The 14750-nt window shown below is 62.3% G+C and carries 13 protein-coding genes, 4 tRNA genes and 1 pseudogene; 9 read left to right on the forward strand and 9 right to left on the reverse strand.

Annotated elements, in window-relative coordinates; all coding sequences use genetic code 11:
• Positions 1-21: 21 nt before the first annotated feature.
• A pseudogene (gene mcpA / locus BUQ73_RS28910) lies at positions 22-1077 on the reverse strand (methyl-accepting chemotaxis protein McpA); the annotation flags it as partial.
• 68 nt (positions 1078-1145) lie between these two features.
• The gene (locus BUQ73_RS06990) at positions 1146-2024 is read right to left on the reverse strand and encodes a LysR family transcriptional regulator (protein ID WP_079227197.1); all 879 of its coding nucleotides are present in this window, start codon (positions 2022-2024) and stop codon (positions 1146-1148) included.
• 100 nt (positions 2025-2124) lie between these two features.
• On the opposite strand from BUQ73_RS06990, the gene BUQ73_RS06995 reads away from it, so the two are divergent.
• The gene (locus BUQ73_RS06995) at positions 2125-2553 is read left to right on the forward strand and encodes a PACE efflux transporter (protein WP_079227198.1); all 429 of its coding nucleotides are present in this window, start codon (positions 2125-2127) and stop codon (positions 2551-2553) included.
• Positions 2554-2609: 56 nt separating this feature from the next.
• On the opposite strand, the gene BUQ73_RS07000 is transcribed toward BUQ73_RS06995, so the two are convergent.
• The 7 genes from BUQ73_RS07000 to folD form a co-directional block, all read right to left on the reverse strand.
• The gene (locus BUQ73_RS07000) at positions 2610-3674 is read right to left on the reverse strand and encodes a hypothetical protein (RefSeq protein WP_079227199.1); all 1065 of its coding nucleotides are present in this window, start codon (positions 3672-3674) and stop codon (positions 2610-2612) included.
• A 94-nt stretch (positions 3675-3768) separates the two neighbouring features.
• On the reverse strand, positions 3769-4449 hold the full coding sequence (locus BUQ73_RS07005; RefSeq protein WP_079227200.1) for a GntR family transcriptional regulator: 681 nt from the start codon (positions 4447-4449) through the stop codon (positions 3769-3771).
• Positions 4450-4465: 16 nt separating this feature from the next.
• On the reverse strand, positions 4466-5170 hold the full coding sequence (locus tag BUQ73_RS07010; RefSeq protein WP_079227201.1) for a FadR/GntR family transcriptional regulator: 705 nt from the start codon (positions 5168-5170) through the stop codon (positions 4466-4468).
• A 44-nt stretch (positions 5171-5214) separates the two neighbouring features.
• Positions 5215-6525 (reverse strand): C4-dicarboxylate transporter DctA, encoded by a 1311-nt coding sequence (locus BUQ73_RS07015; protein ID WP_079227202.1) that lies wholly within the window; start codon positions 6523-6525, stop codon positions 5215-5217.
• 297 nt (positions 6526-6822) lie between these two features.
• Positions 6823-7314, reverse strand: coding sequence for an Lrp/AsnC family transcriptional regulator (locus BUQ73_RS07020; RefSeq protein WP_079227203.1), 492 nt, complete (start codon positions 7312-7314; stop codon positions 6823-6825).
• A 75-nt stretch (positions 7315-7389) separates the two neighbouring features.
• Positions 7390-8454, reverse strand: a complete 1065-nt coding sequence (locus tag BUQ73_RS07025) for an ornithine cyclodeaminase (RefSeq protein ID WP_079227204.1) — start codon at positions 8452-8454, stop codon at positions 7390-7392.
• A 232-nt stretch (positions 8455-8686) separates the two neighbouring features.
• Positions 8687-9541 carry a bifunctional methylenetetrahydrofolate dehydrogenase/methenyltetrahydrofolate cyclohydrolase FolD gene (gene folD, locus BUQ73_RS07030; protein ID WP_054883547.1) on the reverse strand — a complete coding sequence of 285 codons (855 nt, stop codon included), beginning with the start codon at positions 9539-9541 and terminating at the stop codon, positions 8687-8689.
• Between the two features lie 270 nt (positions 9542-9811).
• Between folD and BUQ73_RS07035 the strand changes: the two genes are divergently transcribed.
• The 8 genes from BUQ73_RS07035 to clpX all read left to right on the forward strand — a co-directional run bounded on the left by BUQ73_RS07035 (position 9812) and on the right by clpX (position 14695).
• Positions 9812-9888: transfer RNA gene (locus BUQ73_RS07035), tRNA-Arg, on the forward strand.
• Positions 9889-9931: 43 nt separating this feature from the next.
• Positions 9932-10007, forward strand: a tRNA-His gene (locus BUQ73_RS07040).
• Positions 10008-10063: 56 nt separating this feature from the next.
• Positions 10064-10148, forward strand: a tRNA-Leu gene (locus BUQ73_RS07045).
• 43 nt (positions 10149-10191) lie between these two features.
• Positions 10192-10267, forward strand: a tRNA-His gene (locus BUQ73_RS07050).
• A gap of 440 nt (positions 10268-10707) precedes the next feature.
• Positions 10708-11007, forward strand: coding sequence for a DUF6388 family protein (locus BUQ73_RS07055; protein WP_079227205.1), 300 nt, complete (start codon positions 10708-10710; stop codon positions 11005-11007).
• Positions 11008-11257: 250 nt separating this feature from the next.
• Positions 11258-12571, forward strand: coding sequence for a trigger factor (gene tig, locus BUQ73_RS07060; protein ID WP_060483907.1), 1314 nt, complete (start codon positions 11258-11260; stop codon positions 12569-12571).
• A 90-nt stretch (positions 12572-12661) separates the two neighbouring features.
• Positions 12662-13303, forward strand: coding sequence for an ATP-dependent Clp endopeptidase proteolytic subunit ClpP (gene clpP / locus BUQ73_RS07065; protein ID WP_012271562.1), 642 nt, complete (start codon positions 12662-12664; stop codon positions 13301-13303).
• 108 nt (positions 13304-13411) lie between these two features.
• A complete protein-coding gene (gene clpX / locus BUQ73_RS07070; RefSeq protein ID WP_016394423.1) occupies positions 13412-14695 on the forward strand; it encodes an ATP-dependent Clp protease ATP-binding subunit ClpX in 1284 nt (427 codons plus the stop codon).
• Positions 14696-14750 lie beyond the last annotated feature (55 nt).

Below are 14750 nucleotides of genomic sequence, written 5' to 3' on the forward strand. Positions count from 1 at the left end.
TTCGCCGAATTCGTCCTTGTGCTGCACGTCGAGGCGGCGAGTCAGGTCGCCTTCACCTTCGGCGATGTCGCGCATGGCGCGGCCCATGGTGGTCAGCGGGCGCATCAGCACCGGAATCAGCAGGCCGAGCAGCACGGCAATGGCGGCCACGGCGATGAGCATGGCGATGATCGCCGAGGTGCGGAACTGGCTGAGTGCGGCGTAGGCCTTGTCCTTGTCGATCGACAGGCCGATGTACCACTGCGCCGACGGCAGGCCCGATACCGGGGCGAACGAGATCAGCCGTTCCTCGCCGTTGAGGGTGACATCCTGCATGCCGGCGGTCACGCGCAGGCCGCTGCCGGGGTAGATGTCCTTGAGGTTCTTCATCAGCTGGCCTTTGTCCGGGCTGACGATCACCTGGCCACTGCTGTCGGCGAGGAAGGCGTGGCCGATGCCGCCGAAGTCGACCGAGTTGATGATCTCGACCAAGGTGTCGAGGGTCAGGTCGCCGCCGACCACGCCGATCAGCTCGCCGCTGTGCTTGCTTTTAACCGGTACCGCGATGGTCACCATCAGGCCGCCGACTGCGCCCTGGTACGGGGCGGTGAGCACGGTCTGGCCAGCGCTGACCGCGCTGCCGTACCAAGGTCGCTGGCGCGGATCGTAACCGGCCGGCATCTGCGTGTCAGGGCGCTGGGTGAATACGCCGTTGGCTTGGCCCAGGTAGGTGAAAAGGAAATTTCGCGTGTAGGAAGGCTGCTCGATCAGCCCGCCGAGGGTCGCTCCTGCCCCTTGTTCGGCAATGTCCTGCGCCAGGTTTTCCAGCACCAGAATGCGCCCGCTCATCCAGTTCTGCACGCTGCTGGCGGTCAGCGCGCCGGCCTGTTGCACGGAAGACTCGATGTTCTGGCGAAGGGTATTGCGTTGCAGATAATCGTTGTAGAGCGTGAACAGCGCAAAGGCCAGCACCACGACACCGCAGGCGCTGAGGAGGATCTTGTGGCGAAATTTCAGGTTCATGTTTCGAGACCTTGAGCCATGGAGGGGAGGGCGCCGCGCGCTTGTGGCGCGATGGCGGGGCCTGTCTCCTGGCATATCGGCTCGGCCGATAAAAGGTTGAAACACTTACCTATTTTCTTTGGCCCAGGTCGACGGACGGCGGGCTAGCCAGCGGCCAGCAGGTCGATCAGCAAGCGTGTGCCCTGGCGCAGTGGTTGCTGCTTGCGCCAGAAGGCATGTATCGGCAGCTGCAGCTCGTTGCGGGTGTTGCGAAATTGCAGGCGCACCAGACGGCCGGCATCGACCAGTGGCGCCACGCGTGCCAGTGGCAAGTCACCCCAGCCAAGGCCGGCTTCGACCATCTGCAGGGCCAGGTCGAAACTGTCGGTGGACCAGTGCGTGGCGCCGATCAGCGGGCGAGGGTCGAGCAGCGGCAGGTCGCGGCTGCGCACCAGGATCTGGCGCACATTGACCAGGTCCTCGAGGTAGTGGATGCGGCCTTGGAGCAGGGCCGGGTGGGCCGGCGCCAAGGTGGCTACCAGCGACTCCATGCCGATGTGCTGGAAGCTGCGGCGGGCATCGACCTGCAAGCCGGCGAAGGCCAGGCACAGGTCTGCACGGCCGCTGTCGAGCAGGTGCAGGGCTTCTTCCTGAGGGGCACTGAGCAGCTGGATGTCGAGCAGCGGGTAGCGTGCGCCCAGGCTGGCAATGGCCGCCAGCAGCGGGCGATGGTCGATATCGGGGACCACGGCCAGGGTCAGGCTGCTTTCCAGGCCTTGGGACAGCTCCAGCGCGTGCACCTGCAGCAGGCCCAGCTGTTCGGCGATCAGCCGCGCATGGGGCTCGAGGGCCAGGGCCTGGGCGGTGGCGCGGACCTCGCGTGGGCCACGCTCGAACAGGCTGTAACCCAGTTCGGCTTCAAGGTTGCCGATGGCCATGCTGACCGCCGAGGGTACGCGCTGCAGGGCGCGGGCGGCGGCGGAAAACGAGCCGCGGTCGAGCACGGCGAGAAACAGCTGGATGTTGTCGCTGGAAAAATTCATGGCAGCCTCCTGTCAGCCAATCTGAAAGCTGCTGACTTTTTCTGTCAAGCAGATTGAATCATCCTTGCGCCTCATCGCATTTCGACACATGAGGTAACCCGTGCAGGGCGTCAAACGCAAACTGGTCTATGTGACCGCCTATGAACTGATCGGCCTGTGCATGTCGACGCTGGGGCTGGCCTATCTGTCGGACACACAGGCGTCGCACACCGGGCCGCTGGCGGTGATGATCACCACCATCGCCATGCTCTGGAACCTGATCTACAACAGCCTGTTCGAGTACTGGGAGAGCCGCCAGGCCAAGCGCGGGCGCAGCGTGGCGCGGCGGGTGGTGCATGCCGTCGGCTTTCAGCTGACCTTGGTGGTGTATCTGATTCCGCTGATCGCCTGGTGGCTGGACATGAGCCTGGTGGAGGCGTTTTTGGTGGACCTGGCGTTCATCGTTCTGATCCCGTGCTACACCTTCGCCTACAACTGGGCATTCGACCGGATCTTTGGTTTGCCGACTTCGGCAATGGCTGCTGCCTGAGGCGACCTGTCCTGGCCTCTTCGCGGGCTTGCCCGCGAAGAGGCCAGGGCAGTCTGCTACGGCAGGCGTATCAGCAAAGGCTCCTGGGGTGCTGGCGCTTGCCGCTGTTGGCTCTGCTGCAGCATGGATGGCTGTGGCGCGGTGGCCAGCAGGCTGTCTTCGACCTGCCCCGACAAGTAGTACACCCCCGCCAGCGCGCCGCTCTGGCGGTTCTCCATCAGCTCCTGCCATTCCTGGTTGAGCGCGACGTTGAGGATGACCCGCAACTGCTCGACCATCTGCGGCTGGTCACGGTTGTGGGTCATCATGCCGTAACCGGTCGCTGCAATCGAAATCATGGCCCCGGCCACCTTGCCCACGGCGCTGGCCACGGCGCTGGCGATGCCGCGCGGCGCCAGGGTGGCACCGAGTTTTTCGCTGGCATTGGTCGCCACGGACGACAAGCCCACGTCGGTTTTCCCCGGGCCTTTGCTGGCCTGCTTGTGCAAGTGCTCGCGCAACGCCAGCCAGGCTGGCTGCTGATCCAGTGACTTGGCGCGCAGCAATTGATACAGCGTGGCATTGCGGGCCTGCGGTGGCCCCAGGTTGATCGCCGGGATGCGGTTCAGGCGCTGGCTGAAGGCTTCGGGCGCGGCATTGTAGCGCTGGATGATGGCCGGCAGTTGCTGGCCGAGCAGTTGCACGTAAAGCTCACAGGCACGATCGCGGATGCCTTCGGGGTTGATCTGCTCGGCCACCGGTTCGATCACCCGCTCGTGATACTGCTCCTGCAGATACAGCGCCAGGCGCTTCTCAGCAGGTTCACGGCCTTCGCCGCTGTCGAGCTTGTACCAGGCCACCTTCATGGTCAGCCATTGCTGGGTCCAGTAGCCGGTGAACCAGGGGATGAAGTCGTTTTCGGTGCGCTGCTGCACCTGCTCCTTCCACACCCGCATCGAGCGCCGCGCATAGTCGTTGGCAGAGCCGGCGGCGCCGACCGACGCCTCGATCAGTTCCTGGTCGATGCGCTGCCAGGCCGCAGGATCGAGCACCGCCGGTGGCGGAGCGGCTGGTGGGCGTTTGCCGGCGCAGCCGGCGATGGCCAGCAAGAAGCACAGCAGGATCAACAGGCGTGGGCTCACTCGGCTGCCTCCCTTGAGGTAGAGGCTGGGTGGTTAACCGAGTATAGGGCGGTGCTGATGGGGCTGCCCTGCAGCCCATCGCTGGCAAGCCGGCTCAATCAAGGTCAAGCTTGTCTTCCAGGCGGTCCAGGTGTTCATGCATCAACGTCAGTGCCGCACCCGAGTCACCAGCCTCGACGGCATTGATGATCGCGGCGTGTTCTTCCCAGGCGCAGTGGTCGCAGCAAGGCGATTCATAACGGGCGATGATCAGCGAAGTCATCGGCACCAGGCCGTTGAGAAAGCGCGCCAGCGGCGCATTGGCCGCGACCTGGGCAAGTTTGAGGTGGAATTCGCCACCCAGTCGGATGGCGGCGCAGCGCTCGCCGCGTTCGTGGTGCTGGCGCTCGCGCTCGACCAGCTGGCGCAGCTGGCGGATCTGCGCTGGCCGGGCACGCTGGGCGGCCAGGCTGATCAGGGTGGTTTCGGCCAGGCGCCGGGCGCTGAGCACCTGGCGTGCCTGCTCAGGGTCGGGGGCGGCCAGGTGGGCGGTGTGGCTGGGGCGCTGCACCACCACTTGCTGGTCCGACAGGCGCCCGAGCACCCGGCGGATCACCGTGCGGCTCACCCCGAAGGCATTGCCCAGGGCCTGTTCGGGCAACAGGCTGCCCGGCGGCAGGCGCTGCTCGAGGATCGCGTCGAACAAGCGGGGGTAGATCTGCTCGGCCGAAAGGCGGGTCTCGCCGGCGGCGAGCAGGGCAGGCAGGCGGGGGGCGGCGTGGGCGCAGGCGGTCATGGTCGCTCTCCTGGTGTCATTGGCCGGGCTGGTCGTCCGGGATGTTGAGTTGAATGCCCATGCGCTGGCCCTCGGCGAGGATGTGCTGGCGCATCTGGGCGCTGGCCTGGGCGCTGTTGCGTTCGCGAATGGCGCGCACCACGGCTTCGTTTTCCTTGAGCCGCGCGGCCAGGTGCTCGGGTGAGTTGCGCAGCATGCTGGCGCTCTGCTTGAGGGCGTTGCCGGTCTGCTGCACCACGCTCTGGAAGATCGGGTTGGTGGTCAGGGCGAACAGTGCCTCGTGAAACGCAATGTAGGCCTTGACCCCGGCTTCGCTGTCATCGGCTTCCAGGGCCTCGCGCATGTCCATCAGGGTCAGGCGAAGCTGGCCGATGTCCTGGTTGTTGGCCGATTGCGCGACCAGGCCGACGATGAACGGTTCGAGGGTGTAGCGCAGCTCCAGCACATCGGCCAGGCTGGCCGCTGCGGTACTTTCGGTGGTGGGGTCCTGGGGCGCCGGCTCGGCGTCCAGCACCAGCACCCCCTTGCCCGGCAGCGCACGCACCAGGCCCAGGGTTTCCAGCACGGTCACGGCTTCGCGCAGGCTGGGGCGGCTGATGCCCAGTTGCTCGGCGAGTTCGCGCTGGCCGGGCAGCATGTCACCGGAGCGCCACTGGCCACGGGCCAAGGCCTGGCGCAGTTTTTCCACCACTGAGTTGACGACGGTCGATGAGCTGATCACGGTTTGCTCCTGGAAGGGCCGGCGTCAGCGCCGGCCACTTTGGCTCAGAATTCCTGTTGATGGGGGTTGGCTTGCTTGCGTGGCGCAGGGGCGAAGCCGGGTTTGCCATCGAGTACGTTCTGTGCACGTTCCAGATCGATGTCCTTTTCCCAGCGGGCAATGGCCACGGTGGCCACGCAGTTGCCGATCAGGTTGGTCAGTGCCCGGCCAATGCCCATGAACCAGTCCACCGCCAGCACCAGTACCAGGCCCACCACCGGGATCGCCGGCACGGCGGTCAGGGTCGCGGCGAGGATCACCAGCGCCGAGCCTGGGATGCCGTGAGCACCCTTGGAAGTCACCAGCGACACCAGCAGGATGGTCAGCAGGTCGGTCATTTCCAGTGGCGTGCCGGTGGCATTGGCGATGAACACGATGGCCAGGGTCAGGTAGATGGAGAAACCGTCGAGGTTGAACGAGTAGCCGGTGGGGATCACCAGGCCGACGGTGGAGCTGCCGATGCCCAGGTGTTCCAGCTTGCGCATGATCTGCGGCAGCACGGCGTCTGACGAAGCAGTACCGAGGACAATGGTCAGTTCTTCACGCAGGTACTTGATGAACGGCAGCAGTTTCAGGCCCGACACGCGCATCACGGTACCCAGTACGATCAGCACGAAGCCGGCGCAGGTCAGGTAGAACAGTGCTACCAGGCCACCCAGGTGCTGCAGCGATTCCAGGCCGTACTTGCTGGTGGTGAAGGCAATGGCACCGAACACACCGATCGGCGCCAGGCGCACGATCATGCCCATGATGCGGAAGATCACGTGGCTCAGCTCGTTGATCAGTCGCGAGATGCCAGCGGCCGATTCGCCCACCAGGTTCAGGGCGCTACCGAAGAGCACCGAGAACAGCAGCACCTGGAGAATGTTGTTGTCGGCGAAGGCACCGACCACCGAGGTCGGGATCAGGTCCATGAAGAACGCGGTGGCGCCATGGATATGCTGACCGCGCTCGGCCAGGCCGTTGGCGTCGGCAGTGGAGAGCTGGTCAAGGTGAATGTTGGCGCCGGTGCCGATGCCGCTGCTGAAGGCGAACACCAGGCCGATGACCAGGGCGATGGTGGTCAGTACTTCGAAGTAGATCACCGATTTAAGGCCGATGCGCCCGACCTTCTTCAGGTCGCCGGCGCCGGAAATGCCGCTGACCACCACGCAAAAGACGATCAGGCCGATGAGCATCTTGATCAGCTTGATGAAGCCATCGCCTAGGGGTTTGAGTTGCAGGGAGAGGTCGGGGAAGCTGAGGCCGCAGGCGATGCCGAGGGCAAGGCCGAGCACGACTTGCAGGAAGATCGAACGCGAGCACCATTTGAGCATGGGAGTGATCTCTGATCGGTGTCCTTGCTTCGGTGCCGCACGGGGCGAAAGAGCGCAGGACTTCATTATTGTTGTGGTCTTACCGGTTTGTTCAGTGCGGGATCATAAAACCGCGAAAAATCCTACATTGCAAGGGATTTTGGCCTTACCGGTCTGACCAGTTGTGGGGCATTTGCGCGGGCCAGGCTCTAGTTCGGTGCATGGGGGTAAACAGCGGCGCTTTCGCGGAGGGGAAATCAGGGCGCTGGCCGGCGCGAAGGGTGTCTTTGCAAGCAGCTTGCCAGAGGCAGGGGGCGGTCACTGCCCGAGCGGCGGGGCCATGTGCTTGACCGCAGCCAGTTCTGGGTGTGCCACCAGCTTGTCGATGTGCAGTGCGTCGTCGTTCATCCAGCTTTCGCTCAGCACCCGATAGTGCTCCATGTCGCGGCAGCGCAGGCGCAGGCTGTAGTCGAAGTGACCGCTGATCAGCTGGCACTCGTACACTTCCGGGCAGGCCAGCATGGTGGCTTCGAAGGCCTTCTGCGCGGCGCGCCCGCTCTGGTTGGACAGGGCCACCAGCACCAGCAGGGACAGCCCTGGGGCGAGTTTCTGCAGGTCGATGATCGCGCCGTAGCCGCGGATCACGCCACGTCGTTCAAGTTTGCGCACGCGCTCCAGGCAGGGGCGTGGCGTGAGGTGGACCAAGGTCGAGAGCTTTTCGAAGGTGATGCGGCCATCGTGGCGCAGCACCTCGAGAATGGCTTCATCGATGCGGTCCAGAGGTTGTGCATTGGCGTCCTTGGTGTCCATGCGCGGGGCTTCTTTCAAAAGTGGGCATGGACAGGGTAGGCGTAATCCGGGGCCGCTGCGCGGCCCCGGGGTTTATCAGGCGCAGGCAGTGTCTGCCTTGCGCATCGAGCGCACGCCAACCACGCGCGGTTGCAGCAGAGAGTAGAGGTCTTTCGGGTTCTCAAGCTTTGGCACCAGCGTTATGTCCTGGCCAATGCCCAGCATGCGCGCGGTGTCCAGCACATAGCGCAAGGCCGAGTAATCCTCCAAGGCAAATCCGACCGAGTCGAACAGGGTTACTTGCCCTGCATCCTCACGGCCTCGGACAAGCCCGGCGACCACCTGCCAGAACTCGACCACCGGCGAGTCGGCCGGCATCTGCTGGATCTCGCCTTCGACCCGGCTCTGTGGTTCGTATTCGACGATCACTCGCGCCTGTTCGACGATGTCACGGTGCAGTTCGGTCTTGCCCGGGCAATCGCCACCCACGGCGTTCAGGTGCATGCCCGGTTCGATCATTTCCGGCGTGAGAATGGTCGCGTAGGCCTTGTCTGCAGTGACCGTGGTGACGATATCGGCACCGCGCACCGCTTCGGCAACGGAGCTGGCAACGCTGAGTTTCAAGCCCGGGCGGCCGGCCAGGTTGGCCACCAGCTTGGCCGTGGCTGCCGGATCGATGTCATACAAGCGGATCTCGTCGATACCCAGCAGGGTGTTGAAGGCGATGGCCTGAAACTCGCTCTGCGAGCCGTTGCCGATCAGTGCCATGCAGCGGCTGTCTTCCCGTGCCAGGTAGCGGGCAGCCAGCGCCGAAGTGGCGGCGGTGCGAACCGCCGTGGTCAGGGTCATTTCGCTGAGCAGCAGCGGGGTGCCGGTGTCGACATCGGCCAGGGTGCCGAAGGCCATCACGGTGGGCAGGCCATGTTGGGTGTTCTTCGGATGGCCGTTGACGTACTTGAAGGCGTACAGGCTGGCGTCTGACACCGGCATCAGTTCGATGACCCCGCCGGGCGAGTGGTTGGCCATCCGTGCACATTTCTCGAAGGCCTGCCAGCGCAGGTAGTCCTGGCGGATGTACTCGGCCATCTCCACCAGGCAGGTGGGCAGGCCTTTGCGGTTGATCAGGCGGGCGAGGTCTTGCACATCGATATAGCGGGTCATGACAGGTCTCCTTGCGGCGACGCCTCCAGCGTGGGTTCTGGTGATATTGTCGGGCTTGGAGCGTGGCGATGCTGGCTGAAGCAGGGGCTGGCGGCAGCGGTAGCGGTTGATTTCGCGGCAGGCCACAGCCGAATCGGCTGTGCTCAAGTGCCGGAGCCGTGGCAGGCGGCAAGAAGGCTTGAGGCAAAAAAAACGGCACCTGCCAGAGGTGCCGTTTTCATGTCACGCGGTATTACTTGTGCAGCTCTTCGGCGGCATACAGCGTGTTCTCCAGCAGGCAGGCGCGGGTCATCGGCCCGACACCACCTGGAACCGGAGTGATCCAGCCGGCGCGCGGCAGGGCAGTTTCATAGACCACGTCGCCCACCAGCTTGCCATCTTCCTGGCGGTTGATGCCGACGTCGATGACGATGGCGCCTTCCTTGATCCACTCACCCTTGACCAGGCCCGGCTTGCCGGCGGCCACTACCACCAGGTCGGCGCGACCGACGTGGCCGGCCAGGTCCTTGGTGAAGCGGTGGCAGACGGTCACGGTGCAACCGCCCAGCAGCAGCTCCATGGCCATCGGGCGGCCGACGATGTTGGACGCGCCGACGATGACCGCGTTCATGCCGTACAGGTCCTGCCCGGTGCTTTCCAGCAGGGTCATGATGCCTTTTGGCGTGCACGGGCGCAGCAGCGGAATGCGCTGGGCCAGGCGGCCGATGTTGTACGGGTGGAAGCCGTCGACGTCTTTGTCGGGGCGGATGCGCTCGAGCAGCAGCGAGGCATCCAGGTGCGCTGGCAGCGGCAGCTGCAGCAGGATGCCATCGACGGCCGGGTCGTCGTTGAGGCGGTCGATCAGCTCGGTCAGCGCTTGCTGCGTGGTCTCGCTAGGCAGGTCGAATGCCTGGGAAATGAAGCCGACCTCTTCGCAGTCCTTGCGCTTGTGCGAGACATAGACTTGGGAGGCGGGGTCGGTGCCGACCAGGATCACCGCCAGGCCTGGCGTGCGCAGGCCTTGCTGGCGACGCTCCTCGACACGTTGAGCGATCTGCTTGCGCAGGTTGGCGGCGATCGCCTTGCCATCGATTAGGTGTGCAGTCATAGACGCGTGATTAACCATCGAGAAAGGAACAATAAAGAGGGCGCATTCTCGCACGACATCGTCCAAGGGCAAAGGCGGGTGGTCGGGCAAATCCCCTAACCCCTTAAATAATTTAAATTTTTTGGAGAAAGGTGTTGACGACCTCCGGGCTCGCCTATAAGATTCGCCGCACTTGTCGGGCACAGCCTAGCACTGGTTGGCGAAGTCGGGCAGAATGAGTGGTTTAGCAGTTACCTGTTAAGGCCTCGTTCGGTTAGGCTTCAAGCTTAAGCGCCCGTAGCTCAGCTGGATAGAGCATCCGCCTTCTAAGCGGATGGTCGCAGGTTCGAGTCCTGCCGGGTGCGCCATTTAGGCAGCTTGGGCAAACAAGTAAGGCTGTAATGCAATATGGTGGGCGTAGCTCAGTTGGTAGAGCGCTGGATTGTGATTCCAGTTGTCGTGGGTTCGATTCCCATCGTCCACCCCATATTCGACGAAGGCGCCTTTGATTGAATGATCTGGCGCCTTTGTTTTAAGCGTTACGCGGACGTGGTGAAATTGGTAGACACACTGGATTTAGGTTCCAGCGGCGCAAGCTGTAAGAGTTCGAGTCTCTTCGTCCGCACCATGCTTCTGTAAGTTGTATCGCAGCACTGCAACACCGCAATATGGTGGGCGTAGCTCAGTTGGTAGAGCGCTGGATTGTGATTCCAGTTGTCGTGGGTTCGATTCCCATCGTCCACCCCATATTTTTCAAAGGCGCCTTGATCGTGAGATCGGGCGCCTTTGTTGTTTCTGGCGTTGCATGTCTTGGGTCATGTGTCGCCATTGAGATCGAGCGCCCGCGCGGCGCATCGCGGATAAATCCGCTCCTACATTTGCTGCAATGTGGCCATGCCTGTGAGGTCATGGTTGTCAGCCTTGTTTGCAAGGATCGAGACATGCGCCAAGGCTGGCAACCATGGCGTGACAGGTTCGGCACGTTGCAACAAATGTAGGAGCGGATTTATCCGCGATGCGCCGCGCGGGCGGCGCTCGGTCTCGCAGGCGCTAAAAGGCTCAAGTCACAAACTTCACAGCCATCACTCATTTCCCCCTTGCAATACTCTGGTGACACCCCAATAAAAGCTGTTAGATTTCAGCCGGTTGAAACGCCGGCCCAGATTTGGCTGGCAGAGGAATGACCAATGATTGCAAAAGAAGCCCGCCAGGCCCTGGCGCTGCAGCGCTTCGCTGAAGCCAACCCGCAACTGCTCGAGGAAATTCGCGAGCTGGATGCGCGTGAGCAGGCCCAGCAGATCGAGTGGGCATTCGAGGATGCTGCCGATGAGCAAGGGATTCAGCCCTGGGAGCTGGCGTTGCAGTTGATCGCCGAAAGCCCCGAGCAGCTGCAGGCCATGCGCCTGGAGACCCATCGCGAGGTGGCTGAGGCGCTGGGTATGGAGTGGGAAGAGTACTGCCAGTTCAACGAGATCGACCCCGAATAAGGCGTCGTCGCTTTTGTACCGGCTGTTGTATCACAAGGTATTTCGGTTGCGTGCCGCCAGCGGGCGTTGCGCTGCCTTCTATATATAGAGGCCTGGCACTTCATTGTGCGGGCCATGCAAGTTAATCGACCGGCGAGGTATCCCGTCGTCCCGGGTGGGGTGACTTCTGGTGCGTGACTCACTAGAATGTTTGCCCTTGATTCTGGAGTCGGGCTATCGCCGGCTAACGTCTGTGCAACGAGGAATATCCATGCAAGTTTCTGTTGAAAACACTTCCGCTCTCGAGCGCCGCATGACCATCGCCGTTCCGGCCGAGCGCGTCGAGAACGAAGTCAACAAGCGTCTGCAACAGACTGCCAAGCGCGCCAAGGTCGCGGGCTTCCGTCCAGGCAAGGTGCCGATGAGCGTGATCCGTCAGCGTTTTGAAGCCGATGCCCGCCAAGAGGCTTTCGGTGACCTGGTCCAGGCTTCCTTCTACGAAGCCATCGTCGAGCAGAAGCTGAACCCGGCTGGCGCTCCGGCCGTTGAGCCGAAGTCCTTCGAGAAGGGCAAGGACCTGGAATTCGTTGCCATCTTCGAAGTGTTCCCGGAGTTCACCGTTGCCGGCTTCGACTCGATCAACGTCGAGCGCCTGAGCGCCGAAGTGGCTGACGCCGACCTGGACAACATGCTGGAAGTCCTGCGCAAGCAGAACACCCGCTTCGAGGCCGTCGAGCGCGCTGCGCAGAACGACGACCAGGTCAACATCGACTTCGTCGGCAAGGTCGACGGTGAAGTGTTCGCCGGTGGTTCCGCCAAGGGCACCCAGCTGGTACTGGGTTCCGGCCGCATGATCCCTGGCTTCGAAGACGGCCTGGTTGGCGCCAAGGCCGGTGAAGAGCGCGTTGTCAACGTGACCTTCCCTGAGGACTACCAGAACCTGGACCTGGCTGGCAAAGCCGCCGAGTTCACCATCACCGTCAACAGCGTTTCGGCACCTGCGCTGCCAGAGCTGAACGAAGAATTCTTCGCCCAGTTCGGCATCAAAGAGTCGACCCTGGAAGGCTTCCGCACCGAAGTTCGCAAGAACATGGAGCGTGAACTGCGCCAGGCGATCAAGACCAAGGTCAAGAACCAGGTCATGGACGGTCTGCTGGCCGCCAACCCGATCGAAGTGCCGAAGGCTCTGCTGGAAAACGAAGTCAACCGTCTGCGCGTGCAGGCTGTTCAGCAGTTCGGTGGCAACATCAAGCCTGAGCAACTGCCGGCCGAGCTGTTCGAAGAGCAAGCCAAGCGCCGTGTGGTGCTGGGCCTGATCGTCGCCGAAGTGGTCAAGCAGTTCGAGCTGAAGCCAGACGAAGGCAAGGTTCGCGAAATGATCGAAGAAATGGCTTCGGCTTACCAAGAGCCTGAGCAGGTCATCTCCTGGTACTACAAGAACGACCAGCAACTGAACGAAGTGCGTTCGGTTGTGCTGGAAGAACAAGTTGTAGATACTGTTCTGCAGAAAGCGACTGTGACCGACAAGTCGGTCTCGTACGAAGATGCCGTTAAGCCAGCACAGGCTCCTGCCGAAGCTGAGTAATACGGTTCTCTCGTAGGAAACCCCACAAGCCAGCCTTCGAGCTGGCTTGTGCGTTATCAAGCCATGACTATTTGGGAGTGAGCGCAGGACATGTCCCGCAATTCTTATATTCAGCAGAGCTCTGACATCCAGGCCGCAGGCGGCTTGGTCCCGATGGTTATCGAGCAGTCCGCCCGTGGCGAACGCGCCTATGACATCTACTCGCGCCTGTTGAAGGAGCGAGTGATCTTCCTGGTTGGCCCTGTAGAAGACTACATGGCCAACCTGGTAGTGGCGCAGATGCTTTTCCTTGAGGCGGAAAACCCGGACAAGGATATCCATCTTTACATCAACTCCCCAGGTGGTTCGGTGACGGCTGGCATGTCGATCTACGACACCATGCAGTTCATCAAGCCGGATGTGTCGACCATCTGCATCGGCCAGGCCTGCAGCATGGGTGCCTTCCTGTTGACCGCTGGTGCCAAGGGCAAGCGTCACTGCCTGCCTAACTCGCGGGTGATGATTCACCAGCCGCTGGGCGGCTTCCAGGGCCAGGCTACCGACATCCAGATCCACGCCCAGGAAATTCTCAGCATCAAGGCACGTCTCAACGAGCTGCTGGCCTACCACACCGGCCAGGACCTCGAGACCATCCAGCGTGATACTGAGCGTGACAACTTCATGAGCGCCTCGCGCGCGGCCGAGTACGGTCTGATCGACTCGGTATACGACAAGCGGCAACTGGCCTCCTGAACCCAGGTGCCAGAGCAGGTAGGTGCGCAAAGTGCCTACCTGCGGACTTGAAAAAGCCCGCAATTGCCTTCATCTTGTGTTGCAAGCCTACCGGATTGGATCGATCGAATGACTGACACCCGTAACGGCGAGGACAGCGGCAAATTGCTTTATTGCTCCTTCTGCGGCAAAAGCCAGCACGAAGTGCGCAAACTGATTGCCGGGCCCTCGGTATTTATCTGCGACGAGTGCGTCGACCTGTGCAACGACATCATCCGTGAGGAGGTGCAGGAAGCCCAGGCCGAGAGCAGTGCGCACAAATTGCCTTCGCCGAAAGAAATCAGCGGCATCCTGGACCAGTACGTCATTGGTCAGGAGCGCGCGAAGAAGGTGCTCGCGGTAGCGGTGTACAACCACTACAAGCGCCTGAATCAGCGTGACAAGAAGGGCGACGAAGTCGAACTCGGCAAAAGCAACATCCTGCTCATAGGGCCTACCGGCTCGGGCAAGACCCTGCTCGCCGAAACCCTTGCACGCCTGTTGAACGTACCGTTCACCATTGCGGACGCCACCACCCTGACCGAAGCCGGTTATGTGGGTGAGGACGTCGAGAACATCATTCAGAAACTGCTGCAGAAGTGCGACTACGACGTGGAAAAGGCCCAGATGGGCATTGTCTACATCGACGAGATCGACAAGATCTCGCGCAAGTCGGACAACCCGTCCATCACCCGTGACGTTTCGGGTGAGGGCGTGCAGCAGGCGCTGCTGAAGCTGATTGAAGGCACCGTCGCTTCGGTTCCGCCGCAGGGCGGCCGCAAGCACCCGCAACAGGAATTCCTGCAGGTCGATACCCGCAACATCCTGTTCATTTGCGGTGGCGCCTTCTCTGGCCTGGAAAAGGTCATACAGAACCGCTCCACCAAGGGTGGCATCGGTTTTGGCGCCGAAGTACGCAGCAAGGAAGAGGGCAAGAAGGTCGGTGAATCGCTGCGCGAAGTCGAGCCGGACGATCTGGTCAAGTTTGGCCTGATCCCTGAGTTCGTCGGCCGTCTGCCGGTGCTGGCGACCCTCGACGAGCTGGACGAGGCTGCGCTGATGCAGATCCTCACCGAGCCGAAGAATGCCCTGACCAAGCAGTACGCCAAGCTGTTCGAGATGGAAAGCGTGGACCTCGAGTTCCGCACCGACGCCCTCAAGGCCGTCGCGCGCAAGGCTCTGGAGCGCAAGACTGGCGCCCGTGGTCTGCGTTCGATCCTCGAAGGCGTGCTGCTCGACACCATGTACGAGATTCCTTCGCAGAAGGATGTCAGCAAGGTGGTGATCGACGAGAGCGTCATCGAAGGCACCTCGCAGCCGCTGATGATCTACGAGAACAGCGAGCCGCAAGCCAAGGCCGCGCCCGACGCCTGATTTCAGGTAAAAGCCGGTTGATGGCAGCAAGCAAGAAGGGGGCCTACGGGCCCCT

The organism is Pseudomonas putida (assembly GCF_002025705.1).
In the GTDB taxonomy this organism is placed as follows: domain Bacteria; phylum Pseudomonadota; class Gammaproteobacteria; order Pseudomonadales; family Pseudomonadaceae; genus Aquipseudomonas; species Aquipseudomonas putida_J.

Excerpts from the sequence above, each read along its gene's own strand:
- BUQ73_RS06990 (WP_079227197.1), bottom strand. The coding sequence starts at position 2,024 with ATGAATTTTTCCAGCGACAACATCCAGCTGTTTCTCGCCGTGCTCGAC.
- BUQ73_RS07005 (WP_079227200.1), bottom strand. The coding sequence starts at position 4,449 with ATGACCGCCTGCGCCCACGCCGCCCCCCGCCTGCCTGCCCTGCTCGCC.
- BUQ73_RS07015 (WP_079227202.1), bottom strand. The coding sequence starts at position 6,525 with ATGCTCAAATGGTGCTCGCGTTCGATCTTCCTGCAAGTCGTGCTCGGC.
- BUQ73_RS07020 (WP_079227203.1), bottom strand. The coding sequence starts at position 7,314 with ATGGACACCAAGGACGCCAATGCACAACCTCTGGACCGCATCGATGAA.
- BUQ73_RS07025 (WP_079227204.1), bottom strand. The coding sequence starts at position 8,454 with ATGACCCGCTATATCGATGTGCAAGACCTCGCCCGCCTGATCAACCGC.
- folD (WP_054883547.1), bottom strand. The coding sequence starts at position 9,541 with ATGACTGCACACCTAATCGATGGCAAGGCGATCGCCGCCAACCTGCGC.
- BUQ73_RS07055 (WP_079227205.1), top strand. The coding sequence starts at position 10,708 with ATGATTGCAAAAGAAGCCCGCCAGGCCCTGGCGCTGCAGCGCTTCGCT.
- tig (WP_060483907.1), top strand. The coding sequence starts at position 11,258 with ATGCAAGTTTCTGTTGAAAACACTTCCGCTCTCGAGCGCCGCATGACC.
- clpP (WP_012271562.1), top strand. The coding sequence starts at position 12,662 with ATGTCCCGCAATTCTTATATTCAGCAGAGCTCTGACATCCAGGCCGCA.
- clpX (WP_016394423.1), top strand. The coding sequence starts at position 13,412 with ATGACTGACACCCGTAACGGCGAGGACAGCGGCAAATTGCTTTATTGC.